Source organism: Pseudoalteromonas sp. DY56-GL22, assembly GCF_041414715.1.
GTDB classification, from domain to species: domain Bacteria; phylum Pseudomonadota; class Gammaproteobacteria; order Enterobacterales; family Alteromonadaceae; genus Pseudoalteromonas; species Pseudoalteromonas simplex.
The window spans coordinates 46,459-64,515 of sequence record NZ_JANHZR010000009.1 but is presented as its reverse complement, the minus strand read 5'-3'; the positions used below and the strand labels follow the sequence as shown (position 1 = coordinate 64,515).

16 protein-coding genes are annotated in these 18,057 nt (G+C 42.3%); 10 read left to right on the top strand and 6 right to left on the bottom strand.

The genetic code is table 11. From position 1 onward, the window contains the following. Positions 1-58 precede the first annotated feature (58 nt). From bioH to NO991_RS17465, 3 genes are all read left to right on the top strand, one after another. Positions 59-796, top strand: a complete 738-nt coding sequence (gene bioH / locus NO991_RS17475) for a pimeloyl-ACP methyl ester esterase BioH (RefSeq protein ID WP_371352239.1) — start codon at positions 59-61, stop codon at positions 794-796. 101 nt (positions 797-897) lie between these two features. Further along, complete coding sequence (locus tag NO991_RS17470; protein WP_337116527.1) at positions 898-1,206, top strand: hypothetical protein; 309 nt, start codon at positions 898-900, stop codon at positions 1,204-1,206. A 5-nt stretch (positions 1,207-1,211) separates the two neighbouring features. Beyond that, a complete protein-coding gene (locus NO991_RS17465; protein ID WP_371352238.1) occupies positions 1,212-2,072 on the top strand; it encodes a putative metalloprotease CJM1_0395 family protein in 861 nt (286 codons plus the stop codon). A gap of 68 nt (positions 2,073-2,140) precedes the next feature. Here NO991_RS17465 and NO991_RS17460 read toward each other — a convergent pair whose 3' ends face one another. From NO991_RS17460 to greB, 4 genes are all read right to left on the bottom strand, one after another. Continuing rightward, complete coding sequence (locus NO991_RS17460; protein ID WP_371352237.1) at positions 2,141-4,456, bottom strand: Tex family protein; 2,316 nt, start codon at positions 4,454-4,456, stop codon at positions 2,141-2,143. A 135-nt stretch (positions 4,457-4,591) separates the two neighbouring features. Then, entirely contained in the window at positions 4,592-5,173 is a 582-nt protein-coding gene (locus NO991_RS17455) for a CBS domain-containing protein (RefSeq protein WP_054554431.1), read from the bottom strand. Positions 5,174-5,222: 49 nt separating this feature from the next. Next, on the bottom strand, positions 5,223-5,528 hold the full coding sequence (locus NO991_RS17450) for a hypothetical protein (protein ID WP_194442662.1): 306 nt from the start codon (positions 5,526-5,528) through the stop codon (positions 5,223-5,225). A 113-nt stretch (positions 5,529-5,641) separates the two neighbouring features. After that, positions 5,642-6,124: a transcription elongation factor GreB gene (gene greB / locus NO991_RS17445; protein ID WP_194442663.1), complete on the bottom strand. Its 483-nt coding sequence runs from the start codon at positions 6,122-6,124 to the stop codon at positions 5,642-5,644. 166 nt (positions 6,125-6,290) lie between these two features. Here greB and ompR point away from each other — a divergent pair, with 166 nt between their 5' ends. Together ompR and envZ are read left to right on the top strand one after the other, a co-directional pair. Next, complete coding sequence (gene ompR / locus NO991_RS17440; protein ID WP_054554428.1) at positions 6,291-7,010, top strand: two-component system response regulator OmpR; 720 nt, start codon at positions 6,291-6,293, stop codon at positions 7,008-7,010. Positions 7,011-7,015: 5 nt separating this feature from the next. Further along, complete coding sequence (envZ, locus tag NO991_RS17435) at positions 7,016-8,311, top strand: two-component system sensor histidine kinase EnvZ (RefSeq protein WP_054554427.1); 1,296 nt, start codon at positions 7,016-7,018, stop codon at positions 8,309-8,311. Positions 8,312-8,443: 132 nt separating this feature from the next. Here the strand turns inward: envZ and NO991_RS17430 are convergent, their stop codons facing one another. Then, on the bottom strand, positions 8,444-10,486 hold the full coding sequence (locus NO991_RS17430; protein ID WP_054554426.1) for a glycoside hydrolase family 97 protein: 2,043 nt from the start codon (positions 10,484-10,486) through the stop codon (positions 8,444-8,446). A gap of 159 nt (positions 10,487-10,645) precedes the next feature. Between NO991_RS17430 and NO991_RS17425 the strand changes: the two genes are divergently transcribed. The 3 genes from NO991_RS17425 (at position 10,646) to NO991_RS17415 (ending at position 14,151) form a co-directional block, all read left to right on the top strand. Beyond that, the gene (locus NO991_RS17425; protein WP_371352236.1) at positions 10,646-11,260 is read left to right on the top strand and encodes a methylamine utilization protein; all 615 of its coding nucleotides are present in this window, start codon (positions 10,646-10,648) and stop codon (positions 11,258-11,260) included. Then, positions 11,247-12,476, top strand: coding sequence for a hypothetical protein (locus NO991_RS17420; protein ID WP_371352235.1), 1,230 nt, complete (start codon positions 11,247-11,249; stop codon positions 12,474-12,476). Before NO991_RS17425 ends, NO991_RS17420 begins: the two co-directional genes overlap by 14 nt. A gap of 73 nt (positions 12,477-12,549) precedes the next feature. Beyond that, positions 12,550-14,151: a methyl-accepting chemotaxis protein gene (locus tag NO991_RS17415; protein ID WP_371352234.1), complete on the top strand. Its 1,602-nt coding sequence runs from the start codon at positions 12,550-12,552 to the stop codon at positions 14,149-14,151. 49 nt (positions 14,152-14,200) lie between these two features. Here the strand turns inward: NO991_RS17415 and speE are convergent, their stop codons facing one another. After that, a complete protein-coding gene (speE, locus tag NO991_RS17410; protein WP_054554422.1) occupies positions 14,201-15,064 on the bottom strand; it encodes a polyamine aminopropyltransferase in 864 nt (287 codons plus the stop codon). Positions 15,065-15,262: 198 nt separating this feature from the next. Between speE and speA the strand changes: the two genes are divergently transcribed. Both speA and NO991_RS17400 read left to right on the top strand, forming a co-directional pair. Beyond that, positions 15,263-17,143: a biosynthetic arginine decarboxylase gene (speA, locus tag NO991_RS17405; RefSeq protein ID WP_054554514.1), complete on the top strand. Its 1,881-nt coding sequence runs from the start codon at positions 15,263-15,265 to the stop codon at positions 17,141-17,143. Positions 17,144-17,164: 21 nt separating this feature from the next. After that, positions 17,165-18,043, top strand: coding sequence for an acyltransferase (locus NO991_RS17400; protein WP_054554421.1), 879 nt, complete (start codon positions 17,165-17,167; stop codon positions 18,041-18,043). Positions 18,044-18,057 lie beyond the last annotated feature (14 nt).

The window sequence follows — 18,057 nt, the reverse complement described above, 5'->3', positions numbered from 1 at the left end:
TGCATTCATTCCTTTAAACGCTATTATGAGCGCTAAGTGTGGTTGGGAAATACAAAATATGCAAAATGATATGGTGCTATTACATGGCTGGGGAATGAACCAAGGGGTTTGGCAAGTGATCAAACCTGAGCTTGAGTTTTTTCATGATGGTGAAGTCCGTTGTCTCGATTTACCTGGCTTTGGTAACGCACAGTCTATTCCCACACCTTACACTTTGCACGCTGCGGCTGAGCAACTAAGTACACAGCTAAATGATCAGTCTATTCTTGTTGGCTGGTCGTTGGGCGGGCTTTTTGCCTTGTATATTGCAGCACATTGGCCTGACAAAGTAGCAAAGGTTGTGTTGGTTGCCTCAACGCCTTTTTTTGCGCAAACCGACGAATGGCCGGGTATCAAACCTGACGTATTAAATGCATTTAAAGATCAGCTAGTTAGCCATAGAGAAAAAACGATAGAACGGTTTTTGGCGATACAAGCGATGGGCAGTGAATCAGCTCGGGATGATATTAAGCAACTTAAAGCACTTTTAAACCAATACCCTGCGCCTCAAGAGCAAGCTTTAAGTGCGGGCTTAGACATTTTACAGCAGGATGATTTACGGGAACTATTCGCTAACCTTAGCGTACCTGTGCGTGGTATTTTCGGTCGCTTAGATTCATTAGTACCGTATCGTGCGATTGAAAAAATGCATGCCATACAACCCCAGTTTGAATACGAGGTTTTAGATAAAGCTTCACATGCGCCTTTTATTTCTCATAAAGCAGCATTTATATCGGCACTGAAATCAATGTGTTAAGCAAAGCTCGCTGAGAGGCCAGAAAAATAGCGGGATTTAGCTTTATTTTGCTCGTTTTATGAGCGATACTTAACGGGTAGATCTCACTGTTGGAGGGTGTTATGCCAATCAGTTCTGTTTTTAATAATGCGGTAGAAGGTTATAACCGTGCAAGCCAAGGTATCGAAAAGGCAAGCGCTGATATTAGCCGTGCCTCAATTGATCAGCAAGATGATGCCCAATTAGCTCAACAACGCCAATTACAAGCGGCGACTCCAAATGAAGCTGTAACTCCGCCAGTTTCACAACCTGCCCCAATTGATGAGTCGCTTGTTAACTTAAAAGTTGAAGAGTTTAATGCAAAAGCCAATATCAACACGATTCAGACTGCTGATGAAGTGCTCGGCACATTAATAGATATTAAAGTTTAAAACTTATGAATATCGTCACTCCGTTTCCTTCGATTAATATCAACACGGCGAACGTGCACACCGAAAGTGCTCGCCGTGATAATCAGTTACGTGAAGTGATCCCGCCACCTGCCGCTACCAAGCCGAGTAACGCAGAAAATAAAACCCTGAATGATGGCGACAAAACCAAGCAGCCGGGTTCTGAGGCGGGTACGTATGATGCAAAAGGGCGTCTGGCTGAAGACAAGGTGATTGAAGAACGCCAACAAGGTAGTGAGCAGGGTGAGCCTGAACAATCAGAACAACAAGAAGCTAAACAAGAGCAGCAAAAAGAGCAAAAGGTTGCCCAGCAAGAGCAGCAAGATGCTGAGCAAATTAAAGAGCTAAAAGTCCGCGATACCGAAGTACGTATTCATGAGCAAGCTCATGCATCAGTGGGGGGGCAATATGCGGGCTCACCAAGCTATGAATATCAACGCGGTCCTGATGGTACGAACTATGCTGTGGGCGGCGAGGTGCAAATTGATGTTGCTGTAATTGAAGGCGACCCAAAAGCCACAATTGAAAAAATGCAGACGGTGCGTGCTGCAGCACTTGCACCACAAGAGCCTTCGAGTGCTGATCGTTCAATTGCCGCAGATGCCACGCAAAAGCTGATGGCAGCGCAAGCTGAGCTCGCCAGTCAATCAGCCGATGGCGATGTTGATTCAGGTAAATCGACCTTCAAAATAAACAGTGAGTATGGTGAAGATAGCGCTACTCAAACTAGCGAAACCAAAACAGCAAAGCGTGATGTTGAAGTAGATGAGCGCGCTGCACGTATTGCTAATTTTTATCAAGCAGCGACCTCGCCAACTAATCAAAATCAGTTCTCTGCTTTTATTTAAGTTTCTAAAATAAAAAACCGCGTAAGTTTACACTTACGCGGTTTTTTTCGACTTATGCCTACAGCCTATTATTTTTTCACTTTTGCATTGGCAAATGCATCAGCAAAGGCATTACCCATGGCAACATTGCCAAATTCGCGTTTTTGTTTAGGTGCACTTTTCGCTTTCGCAGCTGGCTTAGGTTTGCTAGCTGATGCGGCTTTATTGCTGGTATCAACATCATCGTCTAAACGCATGGTAAAGCTAATACGTTTACGGGCAGCATCTACTTCAACTACTTTTACTTTTACAATATCGCCCGCTTTAACCACTTCACGTGGATCAGAGATAAACTTGTTCGTAATAGCAGAAATATGCACTAAACCGTCTTGGTGTACACCCACATCAACGAAGGCACCAAAGTTAGCAACGTTAGACACTACACCTTCTAAAATCATACCCGGTTTTAGGTCATTAATGGTTTCAACGCCAGCCTTAAACTCAGCTGTTTTAAACTCAGGACGCGGGTCACGACCCGGTTTATCAAGTTCTTTGATAATGTCGGTAACCGTTGGTAAGCCAAATTTTTCGTTTGTGTAGTCGTTTGCAACGAGCTTATTTAGGATGTCAGAGTTACCAATTAGGCTGTTTACATCTAAGCTGTTCTTCTCGCAGATACGCTTAACAATAGGGTAGGCTTCAGGGTGAACTGACGAGTTATCAAGAGGATCTGAGCCTGTGCTGATACGTAAGAAACCGGCAGCTTGTTCAAAGGCTTTAGGCCCTAAACGTTCAACTTTTTTAAGTTCAGAGCGTTTGCTAAATGAGCCATTCGCATCACGGTAGCTAACAATGTTTTGTGCTAACGTTTTGTTTAAGCCAGATACGCGAGTAAGTAGTGGCACCGACGCTATATTTAAGTCTACACCCACTGAGTTTACACAGTCTTCAACCACAGATGTTAGCGTTTGACCAAGTTGGCTTTGCGATACATCGTGCTGATATTGACCTACACCGATTGATTTAGGCTCAATTTTTACCAGCTCAGCAAGTGGGTCTTGTAAGCGGCGCGCGATAGACACAGCACCACGTAGTGAAACATCAAGGTTAGGGAATTCATTGGCGGCAAACTCAGACGCTGAATAAACAGAAGCGCCCGCTTCACTGACCATAATTTTATTTAGCTTAAGCTCACTGTTCGCTTTAATCAGCTCTGCAACTAACTTGTCAGATTCACGTGAAGCCGTACCATTACCAATAGCGATTAGCTCAACTTTATGTTGGCGGCATAATTGCTCAAGAGTACGAAGTGATTTATCCCAATGATTTTGTGGTGCGTGCGGGAAAATTGTTTGTGTTGTTAACAGCTTGCCAGTGCTATCGACAACGGCAATTTTACAACCAGTACGCAGGCCAGGATCGAGACCTAACGTAGTACGTGGACCTGCAGGAGCGGCCATTAATAAATCTTTTAAGTTTTTAGCAAAAACGTCGATTGCGCCGGTTTCTGCTTTTTCGCGCATTGCACCTAAAAATTCATTCTCAAGGTGAAGGCTTAACTTAATTTTCCATGCCCATTGCACTACGCCCATTAACCAACTACTTGCAGCAGAATTGCTAATATCTAAGCGATAATGATCGGCAATCATTTGTGCACACACTTGCGCCGGATTTTCTGCGCTAGGCTCTGGGTTGATACTAAGTTGTAACACGCCTTCATTACGCGCACGCAGCATAGCAAGTGCACGGTGTGATGGTACTTTTTTTAGTGGTTCTTGATGCTCAAAGTAGTCGCGGTACTTTACGCCTTCATTTTCTTGACCAGCGATTACAGTACTTTCAATCTGACCATGTTGTGCGATATGACTACGGAATTTAGCAAGTAGTTTGGCGTCTTCTGCAAAACGCTCCATTAAGATAAATTTAGCGCCATCGAGTACCGCTTTATTATCTGCAAAGCCTGCATCAGCATTAATGTAGTCACTTGCTTGTTGTTCAGGGTCAAGGCTAGGGTTGTTAAATAGCGCATCGGCAAGCGGCTCAATACCCGCTTCAATGGCAATTTGTCCTTTTGTACGGCGCTTAGGTTTGAAAGGCAGATATAAATCTTCAAGCTCAGTTTTACTGTCAGCGTTATTAATATCAGCACTTAGCTCAGCAGTTAACTTGCCTTGCTCTTCGATAGTATTAAGGATAAAGCTGCGGCGCTCTTCTAATTCACGTAAATACGATAAACGCTGCTCAAGTAAACGTAATTGCGTGTCATCTAAGCCACCAGTTACTTCTTTACGATAGCGGGCGATAAAAGGAACTGTGGCACCTTCATCAAGTAATTTGATTGCAGCAACAACTTGTGGTTGCTGGGCACTTAGCTCAGTTGCTAAGCGTGCAGAGATATTGCTCATGCATAACCCTTTTTAAAAATAGAAAATCAGTAAAACTGAAGATTAATTGCCTGAATAATATCACAATAAGAAGGCCTTAAAAGCACTGCTTTTAAGGCCTGCAAAAATAGTCTTACACAACGCGGGTTTTAACGCTTAGTGCGGGTGATCAACCTGCTGTAATACTTCGCTGAAGCCATTAGCAATTGGGTTGATATTAACAGGAATATGTAATTTTTTAGCAATTTCACGGGCTGAAATCAAACCACAAATTTCATGTTCAGCGCTGGTTACTAAAAGGAACATCATACCTTGGTGTTCCATAGTTTGCAGTGCATCGCCAATGCATGCATAGCTAATACTTTGTAAGCTTACACCAGCTAAGCTGCTAAGTGGTGTCATTACATGCTGCAAAGTAACTTCATTGCGATGTAAATTGAGGCGCTGAGCAAGAATCATGATTTTAGAGCTTTGTAAGTCAGCACTTGAAGTAATACCAATAAGCTTTTCGTCATTATCTACGACTAAAATAAAGTCAGAACAACGACTGCTGGTTTGTTTAAGTGCATCGACGATACTCAAATCATGATGTGCTCGCACAGGGTCTTTGCTTGTAAAGCTATTTAATACTTTTAGCGCTGGAGAAGTTAAGTCGAGGGTTGGTTCAACTTCGTTTACAGTATTAGATAAAGCACCATTAGAAATGTCTTGAAGACGTAATTCTTTGAATTTATTCATTTTGATCACCATACATTTTAATAAAACAGAAATAGAAAATTTGAGTTAATTAAAAAGCAGGTGGTCCTCGCTGGTGCGCGCTATAAACAGACACCTTATTACAAGGGGGAACATACGAAACAACAGGCGCATCTTGCAGTGGTTGGGCTACATTAGTGATGAACGCAGGAGTATGTTTATCGAGGTCGGTATCTAAGTTAGCAGGGTCTGCACTATCACACGCAATAAAGTGAGCGGTTGGCGTAACACTGTCTGAATGGCTCTCTATATCACTGGCATAAGATATCAAACTCACACTAATTAATAGTGCGAATACAATGGCATTATTCATTATGCGTTGTATTGCGTTTGACATATTTACTACCTTCTAAAACTCAAGTAATGATTTATCTTGAGTAACTTTAGTTATAGATCACATTTTTAGACTAAACAATCACTAATTAACGCTTTCTGAATTTTCAGGGAAAATTAGTTTGCATCCGGATAAGTTATCTCATTGATATACCATTCTTTTGCGCCTTCAGGTGTGTTCACCGAAAAGTCATCATCAACCTGTTTGCCAAGTAGCGCTCGAGCCATAGGTGCATCAATCGAAATGTAATCTTTGCGCTCGTAAATTTCGTCGGGGCCAACAATACGAAAGCGCTTTGTTTCGCCTTGTTCATTCTCAATTTCGACCCAAGCACCAAAAAACACTTTTCCTGCTTGCTGTGGGTTGTAGTCAACAATTTTAAGATCAGGCATGCGTTTACGAAGATAGCGTACGCGGCGATCTATCTGTCGTAAAACACGTTTGTTGAATTGATAATCTGCGTTTTCAGAACGGTCGCCCAAGCTTGCTGCCCAAGTCACAATTTTGGTGATTTCAGGGCGCTTTTCATGCCATAGGTAGTCATGTTCTTGTTGTAATTGCTGATACCCTTCTCGGGTTATTAAATTTGTCTTTGCCATTTTATTCAGCCTAAAAAGAAAACCAGCCGCAAGGTATAAAAGTCTTTTACCTTTGTCGAGTGGGATTTTGAAATGTTCAGTAACAATCTAAGCGCGTAATTCGTTTTTTATTCTTAACTTTTTCATTTATATTAATAAGTAACATATTACAAAAAGAATGAAAGTTATGGGACACGAAACGACAAAAGTATTGGTTGTTGATGACGATATGCGCTTACGTAGCTTGCTAGAGCGTTACCTTGTAGAACAAGGCTTTATTGTTCGCTCAGCAGCAAATTCAGAGCAGATGGATCGCTTATTAGAGCGCGAGAACTTCCACTTGATTGTATTAGATTTAATGTTACCAGGTGAAGATGGGTTATCAATTTGCCGTCGTTTACGTCAAAAAGAAAATGACATTCCAATTGTAATGCTTACAGCCAAAGGCGATGAAGTTGACCGCATAATCGGTTTAGAGCTTGGTGCTGATGATTACATTCCTAAACCATTCAACCCACGTGAACTGTTGGCGCGTATTAAAGCAATTTTACGTCGTCGTGCTAAAGAAGTACCAGGTGCGCCTGCTGCCGAAGAAAACGAAATTAGCTTTGGTGATTTCACACTAAACCTTGCGACCCGTGAAATGAGCCATGGTGATAAAACAATGTCGTTAACCAGTGGTGAGTTTGCAGTATTAAAAGCGTTAGTGACTCATCCGCGTGAACCGCTTAGTCGCGATAAATTGATGAATTTAGCTCGCGGCCGAGATTACAGTGCGCTTGAGCGCAGTATCGATGTTCAGGTTTCACGCTTACGCCGGATGATCGAAGTGGATGCCGCTAATCCTCGTTATATACAAACAGTATGGGGTTTAGGCTACGTATTTGTGCCAGACGGTGAAAAATAACAGTAATGGGCATGTTTCCACGTAGTGCGTTTGGACAAACGGTATTTTTGGTTGCAGCCCTGCTGTTAATCAATCAAATTGTCTCTTATATTACGGTCAGTTTTTATGTTGTTAAACCAACTATAGAACAAGTAAACCTGATCCTTTCTAAACAGGTGAAAACCGTGTTTATTGAATGGGAAGAAGGGGTTGAGGTAAGCAAAGAAGCCTCAGACAAGTTTTTTGAGATCACCGGCATCGAAGTGATGACCCAGCGCCAAGCGATGAGTCAGGGTTTGGCTGAAACTCGTGAGTACTCCATGTTATCGCGCAGTATGTCGAAAGAGCTCAATGGTTCTGCTCGGGTACGTATTAGCCAAACCGACCCACTTGTTTATTGGGTTGAAGCTCCACAAGCACCGGGTTATTGGGTGCGCGTGCCGCTCACCGGCCTGCAAGAAAACAACCTAAAATTCTTAACCTTTTATTTATCGAGTATTGGCTTTTTAAGTGTGCTCGGTGGGTGGTTGTTTGCCCGCCATCTAAATAGACCTTTAAAAGCACTGCAACAAGCCGCTGTTAAAGTAGGGGTAGGTGACTTTTCTACCAAATTAGAAGAACAAGGCTCTACAGAAGTCATTGAAGTAACCCGTGCGTTTAACCAAATGTCGCGTGGTATTGCAGCTCTTGAGAACGACCGTCGGTTATTAATGGCAGGTGTTTCTCATGACTTGCGCACGCCGCTTACACGAATTCGCCTTGCCACCGAAATGATGTCGGACGATGAAGATTACCTGCGTGAAGGGATCATTCATGATATTGAAGACATGAATGCCATTATCGACCAATTCATTGAATATTTACGCCACCACAAACGTGAAGAACTTGAGCTAGAAGATTTAAACGCGATTGTGTCAGAAGTTGTCGAAGCTGAACAAAAACATCACCGCACTATTACCTTTAAAGAGAATCCGAGCTTAAGTGAAGTGCCAGTGAGTATGGTGGCAATAAAGCGTGTTGTTACTAATATGATTGAAAACGCAATTCGCTATTCAGATGGTGATATAGAGGTTGAAACCCGCGTGAGCAGTAATAAAAAGTTTGCCATAGTTGTGGTTAACGATCACGGTCCGGGGATCCCAGAAAGCGAACTTGAAACTGTATTTGAACCGTTTAAACAAGGTGATGCCGCTCGCGGTAGCGAAGGCAGTGGCTTAGGCCTTGCAATTATTAAACGTATTGTCGATATGCACGGCGGCCGAGTACAACTACTTAATCGCCCAGAAGGTGGCCTCAGTGCGCAAATCTATTTGCCGTTTTAAAAGTATTTAGCTGTAAGCCTTAAGCTATAAGTTTCAAGCAGCCCGAGTGGGCTGCTTTTTTATGGCAATAAAAAAGCGCGACATCAAATGCCGCGCTCTTTTTACTTGAAGCTTAAACTAACAGCTTTTAGCTTAGATTGCTTTAAAACGAATTGCTGTGCCGCCGCTGGTGGCAAGCTTTAACGTTAGCTTATCATCAGCAGTCACTATGCGTTTTTCTACTTTTAAGTCGTAAGGGTTATTTACCCATTCAGCTTTGTCACCGTCGCGGTAGATTTGCGCTTCAAACTTTTTACCTTTATCTAAGAAGTCTAACTTCACTTCTAGAGTGCGGGCTTTTTCGTCTGTAACAGCACCTAGATACCAGTCGTTACCTGAGTATTGATCACGCTTGCGTTCTTTACGTGCAAATACAACGAAATCGCCAACTTCACCTTGTAGTGCAATACTTTGTTGCCAATCAGTTGGTACATCCTGAATAAACTGGAATGCATCTGGCTTCGCTAAATAATTACGTGGTAAATCTGCCGCCATTTGAATTGGGCTGTACATTACAACGTATAGCGCTAATTGCTTCGCTAGGGTTGTTTGTGGGCGGTTGGTATCAGCACCTAAACCGTTAAAGCCCATATCAAAAATACCTGGCGTAAAGTCCATTGGGCCTGCAAGCATACGCGTGAAAGCTAGCATTGGAATATGCTCTGGTGGGTTCGGCGGTGTACCCCATGCGTTAAACTCTTGACCACGAGCACCTTCACGAGCAATCCAGTTCGGGTATGTACGACGTAGGCCGGTATCTTTCACAGGCTCATGCGTGTTGATACTAATTTTATGTTTTGCAGCAAGTTTTACGTTGTGTAGGTATTCATTAACCATGAACTGACCATCGTGCCACTCTTTGCGTACAATACCATTTTCATCGATACGCTTGATGTTACCACCGTCGGCGACATAGCCTGTTTTAACTTGGCTTACATTTGATTTTTCGTATAACGCAAATGCATCTTCCATTTGGTTACGGTAGTTAGTCACGTTACCCGACGTTTCGTGGTGACCGATTAATTGTACGCCTTTTTCTTTGCCGTAACGTGTCAGCTCTTCAATATCAAAGTCGTCATAAGGTTGTGTAAAGCTAAAAACGTCACCGTTATAGAACCAGTCGCCATCCCAGCCAATATTCCAGCCTTCGACTAGCACGCCATCGAAGCCATATTTAGCAGCGAAGTCCATGTAATATTTCGTGTTTGCAGTGGTTGCACCATGAATTTTACCGCTACCCCAAGTATTTTCATTGATGTGCATACCCCACCAAATACCTACGTATTTACCCGGTTTAACCCAAGATACATCACCCAGCTTATTTGGCTCATTTAGGTTTAAGATGATATCTGAGTTGATTAAATCAACGGCTTCATCACCAATTTGAATTGTACGCCAAGGAGTATTAAATGCGCCGTGCTTTTTAACCGCTACACCGTCTGACCAAGGTGTTAAATCGGCTTGGAAGGTACCATCACGACGTTGATTTAACACCATGCCTGCATAATCAACAAGGGCAGCTTCGTGAATACTAATATGCACACCCTCTTTATTTTTTATAGTAAATGGTGTGTGCACAAGTGCTGCTTTATGAAGTGGGGTGGTGTTATAAACATATTCATAACGGTTCCAACCACGCGCGGGGATCCACCAAGCCGTTGCATCTGATGAGTCTGTAATAGCAAACTCTGTAAGTTCTTTAGTGATTTCTACATCATCATAGCCAGCTTGTTTTGGTAATTCGTATCGAAAACCTACACCATCATTAAAAGCGCGAAAACGTACCGTAAACGTGCCACCTTGTGGTTGTGGTTTTTTAAAGGTAACAGCGACTTCGTTATGGTTATCAACCACAGTTTGGCGTTCACCCCAAGGTTGCTCCCAGCTGCTTTTTACCGAATCAGTGGTTTGGCTGCTAATTTTATAACCTTCACTCATTGCTGGTTGTTGTTTAAAAACAAGGCCTAACGAAGAGTTCGCAATGACTTGTTTACCTGCAAAGCTGATTTCGTAGCTAGGTGTGTGTTGCTCATCTGAGATAGTTACTTTGATCTGCCCATCAGGTGAACTGACGGTTGTGGTTTGTGCTAGGCAAGTACCTGAAAAGGCTGCTAACATTAAGGCAGTTAATCGCATTGTTGTTCCTTGGCGGCTTATGGTTATGGATTGTTGTCACGTATTCACATACATCCTTAAAGCATAAAGTGACTTGCCGGTTAATACGAGAGATCTGCATACGTATTCAACAAAGTGAACGCTGCGATATCAGCCCTGCACCTAAAAAGGTTAAGCAAAATGATAAGAATAACCCTGTTGCTACTATTGTTTAGTCAAAGTTTATTGGCACAGCAAATACAGATAGTTGATAAGCAGAATCAGCCAGTCAAGAATGCCGTGGTTTGGCTCAAAGGTTCAAAACAGCTTGTTGTTGCTGAAAGTCACTACACCATGAGCCAAAAAGAACGTGCCTTTGTGCCTCATGTGCTGGCAGTGCCACAAGGGGCAAATGTTGAATTTCCTAACCTTGATTCAATCATGCACCACGTTTATTCATTTTCTAAAACAAAGCAATTTGAGTTAAAGCTTTACCACGATAAACCCGAAAAACCGATTAACTTTGCACAATCGGGGGTTGTTGAGCTTGGCTGTAACATTCATGACTGGATGCTGGGTTACATTGTGGTCGTCGATGGTGGGATCTATGGGCAAACAGATGATCAAGGTATGGTTGAATTAAGCTTACCTGAAAGTAAGTTTACTCTGGCTGTTTGGCATGACCGCTTTAATGATATCAGTACACCAGAAACTATCGAGATAACGAACAATGCAAAGTCGTTGAGCTATCAGTTAAAGCAAAACTTATTACCAAAATTAGAACTAAGCAGTGACGAGTTTGATGATTATGAATAAATGGCAAGCCTTGCTATTGGCGAGTGTTTTTGGGTTGCCTGCAGTGGTATATGCTGAGCATGATGGGCTGGTAACTGTTTCGGCTGTGCGTGGTGACCAACTAGCGAGCTATCAGCGCAAAGGAATTGGCTTATACCGTTATGACCAAGAGCATGATGGTGTTGTGATATCCCAAGCTATGCTGAGTAGTCGTTTTGAGTTAAATAGCGATTGGTCTGCGCACACAGTACTTAACGCTCATCCTGATCCAGAACTAACAGTTGGTTTAACTCAGGCTTATTTGCAATATCAGCCTCTTACAGCTAGTCGTTATAAATGGACAGTGAAAGGAGGTGGCTTTTATCCCAAAATGTCGCTTGAGAACCCGCAAAATGGCTGGATGTCACCTTATAACTACACTAATTCTGCGATTAATACTTGGCTTGGCGAAGAAGTGCGGGCCTTTGGTTTAGAGGCAAACATCAAGCGCCCAGGTAGGCAATTTAGAAGTAATCATAGTTTTGAAGGCTTTGCTGCGGTTTTTAAAGGCAACGATCCTGCTGGGACATTGCTGTCATGGCGTGGCTTTGCTATGCATGACAGGCAGACTACGTTCAATGAACAAATTGATTTTGCTGTTCCACGTTCATTTGAATGGTCGCAGCTAGATAAGCAAGCCGAGCACGTGGAGCCTTTCGAAGAAGTAGATGGGCGTTTTGGCTATTACGTTGGCGCTCATTGGGATTATCAAAAAAAATCACAATTACGTGTCTATTATTATGACAACAATGGCGATCCAGGTGCTTTGAATACCCGTACTGGTCAATATGCGTGGGATACACGTTTTTTAAGCGCGGCATGGTTGTATAAATTTAATAAGCAAACACGCATTATTGTACAGCTCCTTGATGGTAAAACTGCGATGGGCACAAATCGTGGGGTAGACAATGATTTTTATAGCCATTTTGTTTTATTAAGCCACAAGTTAGACCAGCATCGTCTCACAATTAGGTATGATTATTTCAAGGTTAGCGATCATGATGATTGGCAATTTGATCCTAACCAAAGTCGTGGAGAAGCTTTAACCGCAAGTTGGCGTTATCAACTGTCAACCAAGTGGCAAGTAGGTGCTGAATATTCAGTGCTGAGCAGTGACGCTCAAAACAGACCCGGTATGGGGTTTAATGAGCATAACTCGCAGCAGCAATTTCAGCTTTCAGCGAGTTGGCACTTTTAATTTCATACAGTTTTATATTTTTCAGCTAAGATTCAATAAGCATGCTGGTTTCGATTTTTAATTAGGAAAATGTATGAATTTACAAAGCATTCGCGTTAAAAGTTCCCTACCGATTATTTTGTTAGGCATTGCCATTCTTATTCTAATTGCAGGCTACACTTATCTTATCAGTTTGCAAAAACAAGCTGTTGACGCGCAATCAGAACGATTTTTGAATGCGATTTCGGTCGTTGTTAATGCTGATAGAGATATTTACCAAGCAAAGGTTGCCGAGCTTACTCTTGTTACAAGCAGTAACACAGATAAAACTTATCTAAATGAACATCAAGAAAATGCCGAGCAAGTTAAAGAGCGCTTTGGGCAATACTTGTCTTACATGTCACCTTACACCGAGGTAGTCGACCGGTTTCGTCATTTTGATAGCGCATTTGATTCATGGTATTCGGCATCAAAAAACTTTATTAATGACCCACAAAACAGTGAAAAAAAGCAGATTGCTGAACAAACATTTTCAGCACTGAGGGATATTTTAGATAAAGCAGGCGAAGCAGCAGATAAAACATCAAAATCTGAAACTGAGAAGTTAATGGATGGTGTTATCAGCTTTAAAGTTAAACTAATGATAATGATCGCTATCGTTTTACTTGTCGCTGGTTGGTTTAGCTATTATGTACCTCGACAACTCACGAAGCAGATTAACTTTGTGACAGAGCGAATTAATGAGATTGCGTCGGGAGATGGTGATTTAACAGGCCGTATCAATGTAAAAACACAAGACGAGTTTGCAGAACTTGCGACGGCTTTTAACGGGTTTTTAGATAACCTACAACAACTTATCAAAGACATACTTGGACAGGCTAAAGAGCTGCATAATTTAGGTCGTGACCTTGATAATTTTGCTAATCAGAACCATAAAATAAATCAAAAGCTTAGCCAAGCATCTGAATCAATAGTTAGTGCAGTACATGAAATGAGCGTTGCAAGTCGTGAGGTTGCAGGTGTGGCACAAAACTCATCCCATGAAGCTGACAACTCACAGCAACTGGCTAAACAAGGCTTGGCTGCGGTTGATAACTCGAGTCGAAAAATTGTTGCCTTGTCAGATAATATGGAACATGCCAGCCAACGTTCCACTGAACTGCAACAAAGCTCAGACAACATTGCTAAAGTGCTTGAAGTTATTCGCGCTATAGCTGAGCAAACTAACTTACTTGCACTCAATGCTGCAATTGAAGCTGCGCGAGCTGGTGAGCAAGGGCGAGGTTTTGCGGTGGTTGCAGATGAGGTTCGCACCCTAGCAACTCGGACCCAAGAAAGCACTAATGATATTCAAACTATGGTTGAGCAATTTGCAGCCAGTGTTGAGCAATCCTTACAGGCGATTAATAGTGGTAAGCGTTTTGCTGATGAAGCAGTAGAGTCGTTTACCCAAACTAACGATATACTTAACTCGATGCAAGAATCATCGGTCAAAGTAAATGATATGGCGATGCAAACAGCACAAGCAACTGAAGAGCAAACTGCTGTGGCAGATGAAATTAGTCAAAACCTGTCTGATCTAAACGATCAAACCCAACATGGAGGCGGGTTAGCGAGTTCAACACAAGAGGTCGCTAACCGTATGAATCAGCTTACTGACGAACTGAATCAGTTAGTTAATAGATTTAAGGTTTAATACAACAAAAAAGGGCTCAATGAGCCCTTTTTTCATTTAGTCAAAACGCTTACTTTTTCTCGAAAGCACGTTTCATATAATTAGGTGTGGCTAATGCACCGTGGTGAATACCTGCATTATAGTATTCAGTGCTTTGCGCAAGTTTATTGGCATCATCTTCACGAAAACCAGCGAACGCTTCTGACTTACGAGCAAGCGTTACAGACCATAAACCACTTGGATAAATTGGTTGTGGGAAAGGCAGCGTTTGTAAGTCAACAAAGCCCACTTCAGTCATTGCATCACGCATTTCAACTAAAAGTGGCATGTGCATAAGTGGCGATTCACTTTGCTGAATTAAGATGCCACCTGGGCGAAGTGCAGTTAAACAGCTGGTATAGAAAGCGTGGTTAAATAAACCTTCGCCTGGGCCAACTGGATCTGTACCATCAACAATGACTACATCGATTGATTCTGGCGCTGCTTCGCGCATGTACTTGATGCCGTCATCAAACATCACTGTAGCACGCGGATCTTGATTTGATTCACACAGCTCAGGGAAGTATTTAAGTGACATTTGTGTCACGACTTCGTCGATATCAATTTGCGTTACGTTTTCAACACTTGGGTGTTTTAATACTTCGCGTAAAGTACCGCAGTCACCACCACCAATGATCACAACATTTTTTGGATTTGGGTGTGCAAGCAATGCCGGATGGCTGATCATCTCGTGGTAAAAAAAGTTTTCACGGCTACTTACCATAGTGCAACCGTCAATAATCATCAGATTACCGAAGTCAGTTGTTTCGTACATTTCTACTTTTTGAAATGGCGATTGCTGTTCATCAAGCTTTTTAGTAATGCGTAATGAAAAGGCACTACCATCACGGTCACTAATTTCAGTGAACCAGTTATTTTGATCTAAATTAGCCATCTTGCTTATACACTTTTGGTTAATGGTAAAAAAGGGGTGCAATTCTGCCAGTGCTTGGCTAATTGCTCAATCAAATTTTAATCAGTATAGCGAATATTTTTTATCACTTTGGCATACAGCGCAATTTTTGTTAGCGTGGTCAGCCCTAGCGTATTAAAATGTGCGTTTATATTTAATGAATTTACAGAAGACATTGCCATGACTTGGGGTTTAGATAAAGCACGCGAAACATACAATGTTGCTCACTGGAGTGACGGTTACTTTGACATTAACGCACAAGGTGAGCTGGTGGCTTACCCTGATGGCGATCAAACTAAAGCCGCGGTGTCTTTATCTGAACTGACTGAGCAATTTAAAAAGCAAGGTCTTACCCTACCTGTTTTAGTGCGTTTTACCGATATCTTACAAAATCGCGTTGAAACGCTGACTAGCGCATTTACCAAAGCACGAAATGCCCGTGAATACCAAGGCAGTTATACCTGTGTTTATCCAATTAAAGTTAATCAACAGCGTTCTGTGGTCAGTAAACTACTTGCTCACCCAAGTGGTTTAGTGGGCCTTGAAGCCGGCTCAAAACCTGAGCTGATGGCTATTTTAGGTGTAGCACAAGAGCCAATTACCATCGTTTGTAATGGTTATAAAGACAGTGAGTTTTTACGCTTAGCCTGTATTGGCCAAGGCATGGGTCATAAGGTTCATATTGTTGTAGAAAAACTTTCTGAGCTAACTACTCTATTGGCAGAAATTGATGATCTAGGCATCGAGCCATCAATTGGGATTCGTATTCGCTTAAACTCGGTTGGTAAGGGGAAATGGCAGAATACCGGTGGCGAAAAAGGTAAGTTTGGTTTAACAGCAGGGCAAGTGCTATCTGCGGTTGAGCTGCTTAAATCGCGCAATAAACTTCATTTAATGCAACTAGTGCATTTCCACATCGGCTCGCAAATTGCCAATATCCGCGATATTCATCGCGCACTGCGTGAATGTGCTCGTCACTTTGCAGAGTTAACACAGTTAGGCGTACCACTTAATACCGTGGATGTCGGTGGCGGTTTAGGTGTTGATTACGAAGGCTCTGGGTCACGTAGTTCGTGTTCAATGAACTACAGTGTTGAAGAATATGCGCGTAATGTAGTTAATGCGTTTGCTGAAGTGTGTCAGCAACATGACCTTAAACACCCTGCCATTATTACCGAGTCAGGCCGTGCGTTAACAGCGCACCACGCGGTATTAATTACAGATGTTATTGATGTTGAGCGTGCGCCAAACCATGCAAATCCAACGGCGCCAGAGGCAGGCAGTGTATTGGTACTAGATGAAATGTGGCAGTGTTTACAGCGTTTAACACCGCGTATGGCGTTGGAAATTTATCATGATGCAATGCATCTATTCAGTGAAGCCCATGACCAATATGTGCATGGCCTACTCACTATGCTTGAGTGGGCGAAGCTCGAGCAGTTGTATTTCACAATTTTACATCGTGTTCGTGCATCACTTAGTGAGAATGCCCGTTCACATCGAGAAGTGTTAGACGATTTAAACGAGAAACTTGCCGATAAGCTCTTCGTTAACTTCTCATTATTTCAGTCACTCCCCGATGTCTGGGGGATTGGGCAGTTATTCCCTGTTATGCCAGTTGAAAACTTGCATCAGCCATTAACACAGCGCGCCATTATTCAAGACATTACCTGTGACTCAGATGGGCAAATTCGTGATTATGTCGAAGGCACAGGCATAGAGAGCAGCTTACCTATTCCTGAGTACAAGCAAGGTCAGCAATACCATATTGCAATGTTTTTAGTGGGTGCGTATCAAGAGATTTTAGGTGATTTACATAACCTGTTCGGCGATACAGATTCAGTGCATGTTGAGCTTACAGAAGCAGGCTATCAACTGACGAATGCCATTAAAGGTGACAGTGTTAAGGACGTATTAAAGTTTGTTGATTATGATAGCGAGATTCTTGCTGAAAACTTTGCAAAACGGGTCAACTCACTGGCAATTGATGAGCAATCTAAGGCACAATATTTATCAGAACTAAATGCAGGCCTTGCTGGCTATACGTATTTTGAAGATTAAGCGTTAAAGGAATAAGTAGTAATGTCGATGATCCGTTGTGTGTTCAGTTTTTTATTTTACACCCTCAATACCCTTTTTTGGTTTGTGCCTATTTTTATTTGTGGCCTCATAAAGCTTATTCCAATCAAGCCATTGCAAAAATTAATGAGTTGGATTGCTAAGCAATGCGCCACTATGTGGGTGAGTTGCAACAGCATCAACCAAAACATATTTGCTTCATATAATCTGAACGTGACAGGTCTTGAGCAGTTAAAAGCGAAAGACTGGTACTTGGTGATCGCGAATCATCAAAGCTGGGTCGATATCGTTGTTATGCAACGTCTGTTTAATCGCCGTATTCCGTTTTTAAACTTTTTCTTGAAAAAAGAGCTGATATACGTTCCTTTCTTGGGTCTTGCATGGTGGGCGTTGGATTTCCCATTCATGACTCGTACGAGTAAAGCCCAGTTAAAGAAAAACCCTAAATTGCGTGGCAAAGACTTAGAAACCACGCGCAAAGCCTGTGAAAAGTTTAAAGAAATGCCAGTGAGTATTGTTAACTTTGTTGAAGGTACGCGTTTTACTGAGCAAAAGCATTCTCGCCAAAATAGTCCTTTTGAGCACCTATTAAAGCCGAAAGCGGGCGGGGTTGCGTTTGTTATGCAAGCAATGGGTGAACAAATTTCCAAAGTAGTGAATGTAACCATTCATTACCCTGGTGGTATTCCTAGCTTTGTGGACTTTGCTAGTGGTCGAGTAAAGCAAGTCGATGTGCGAGTAGAAGTGATGGAAGTGAGTCCAAATTTGATTGGGGATTATACGGGCGATGCAGAGTTTAGAGTAAATTTTCAAGCTGAGCTAAATCGAATTTGGGAAGAAAAAAATCAACAGTTAGCCGAATTAGAAGCTAAAACGCAGTAGTATTGCTAACGCAG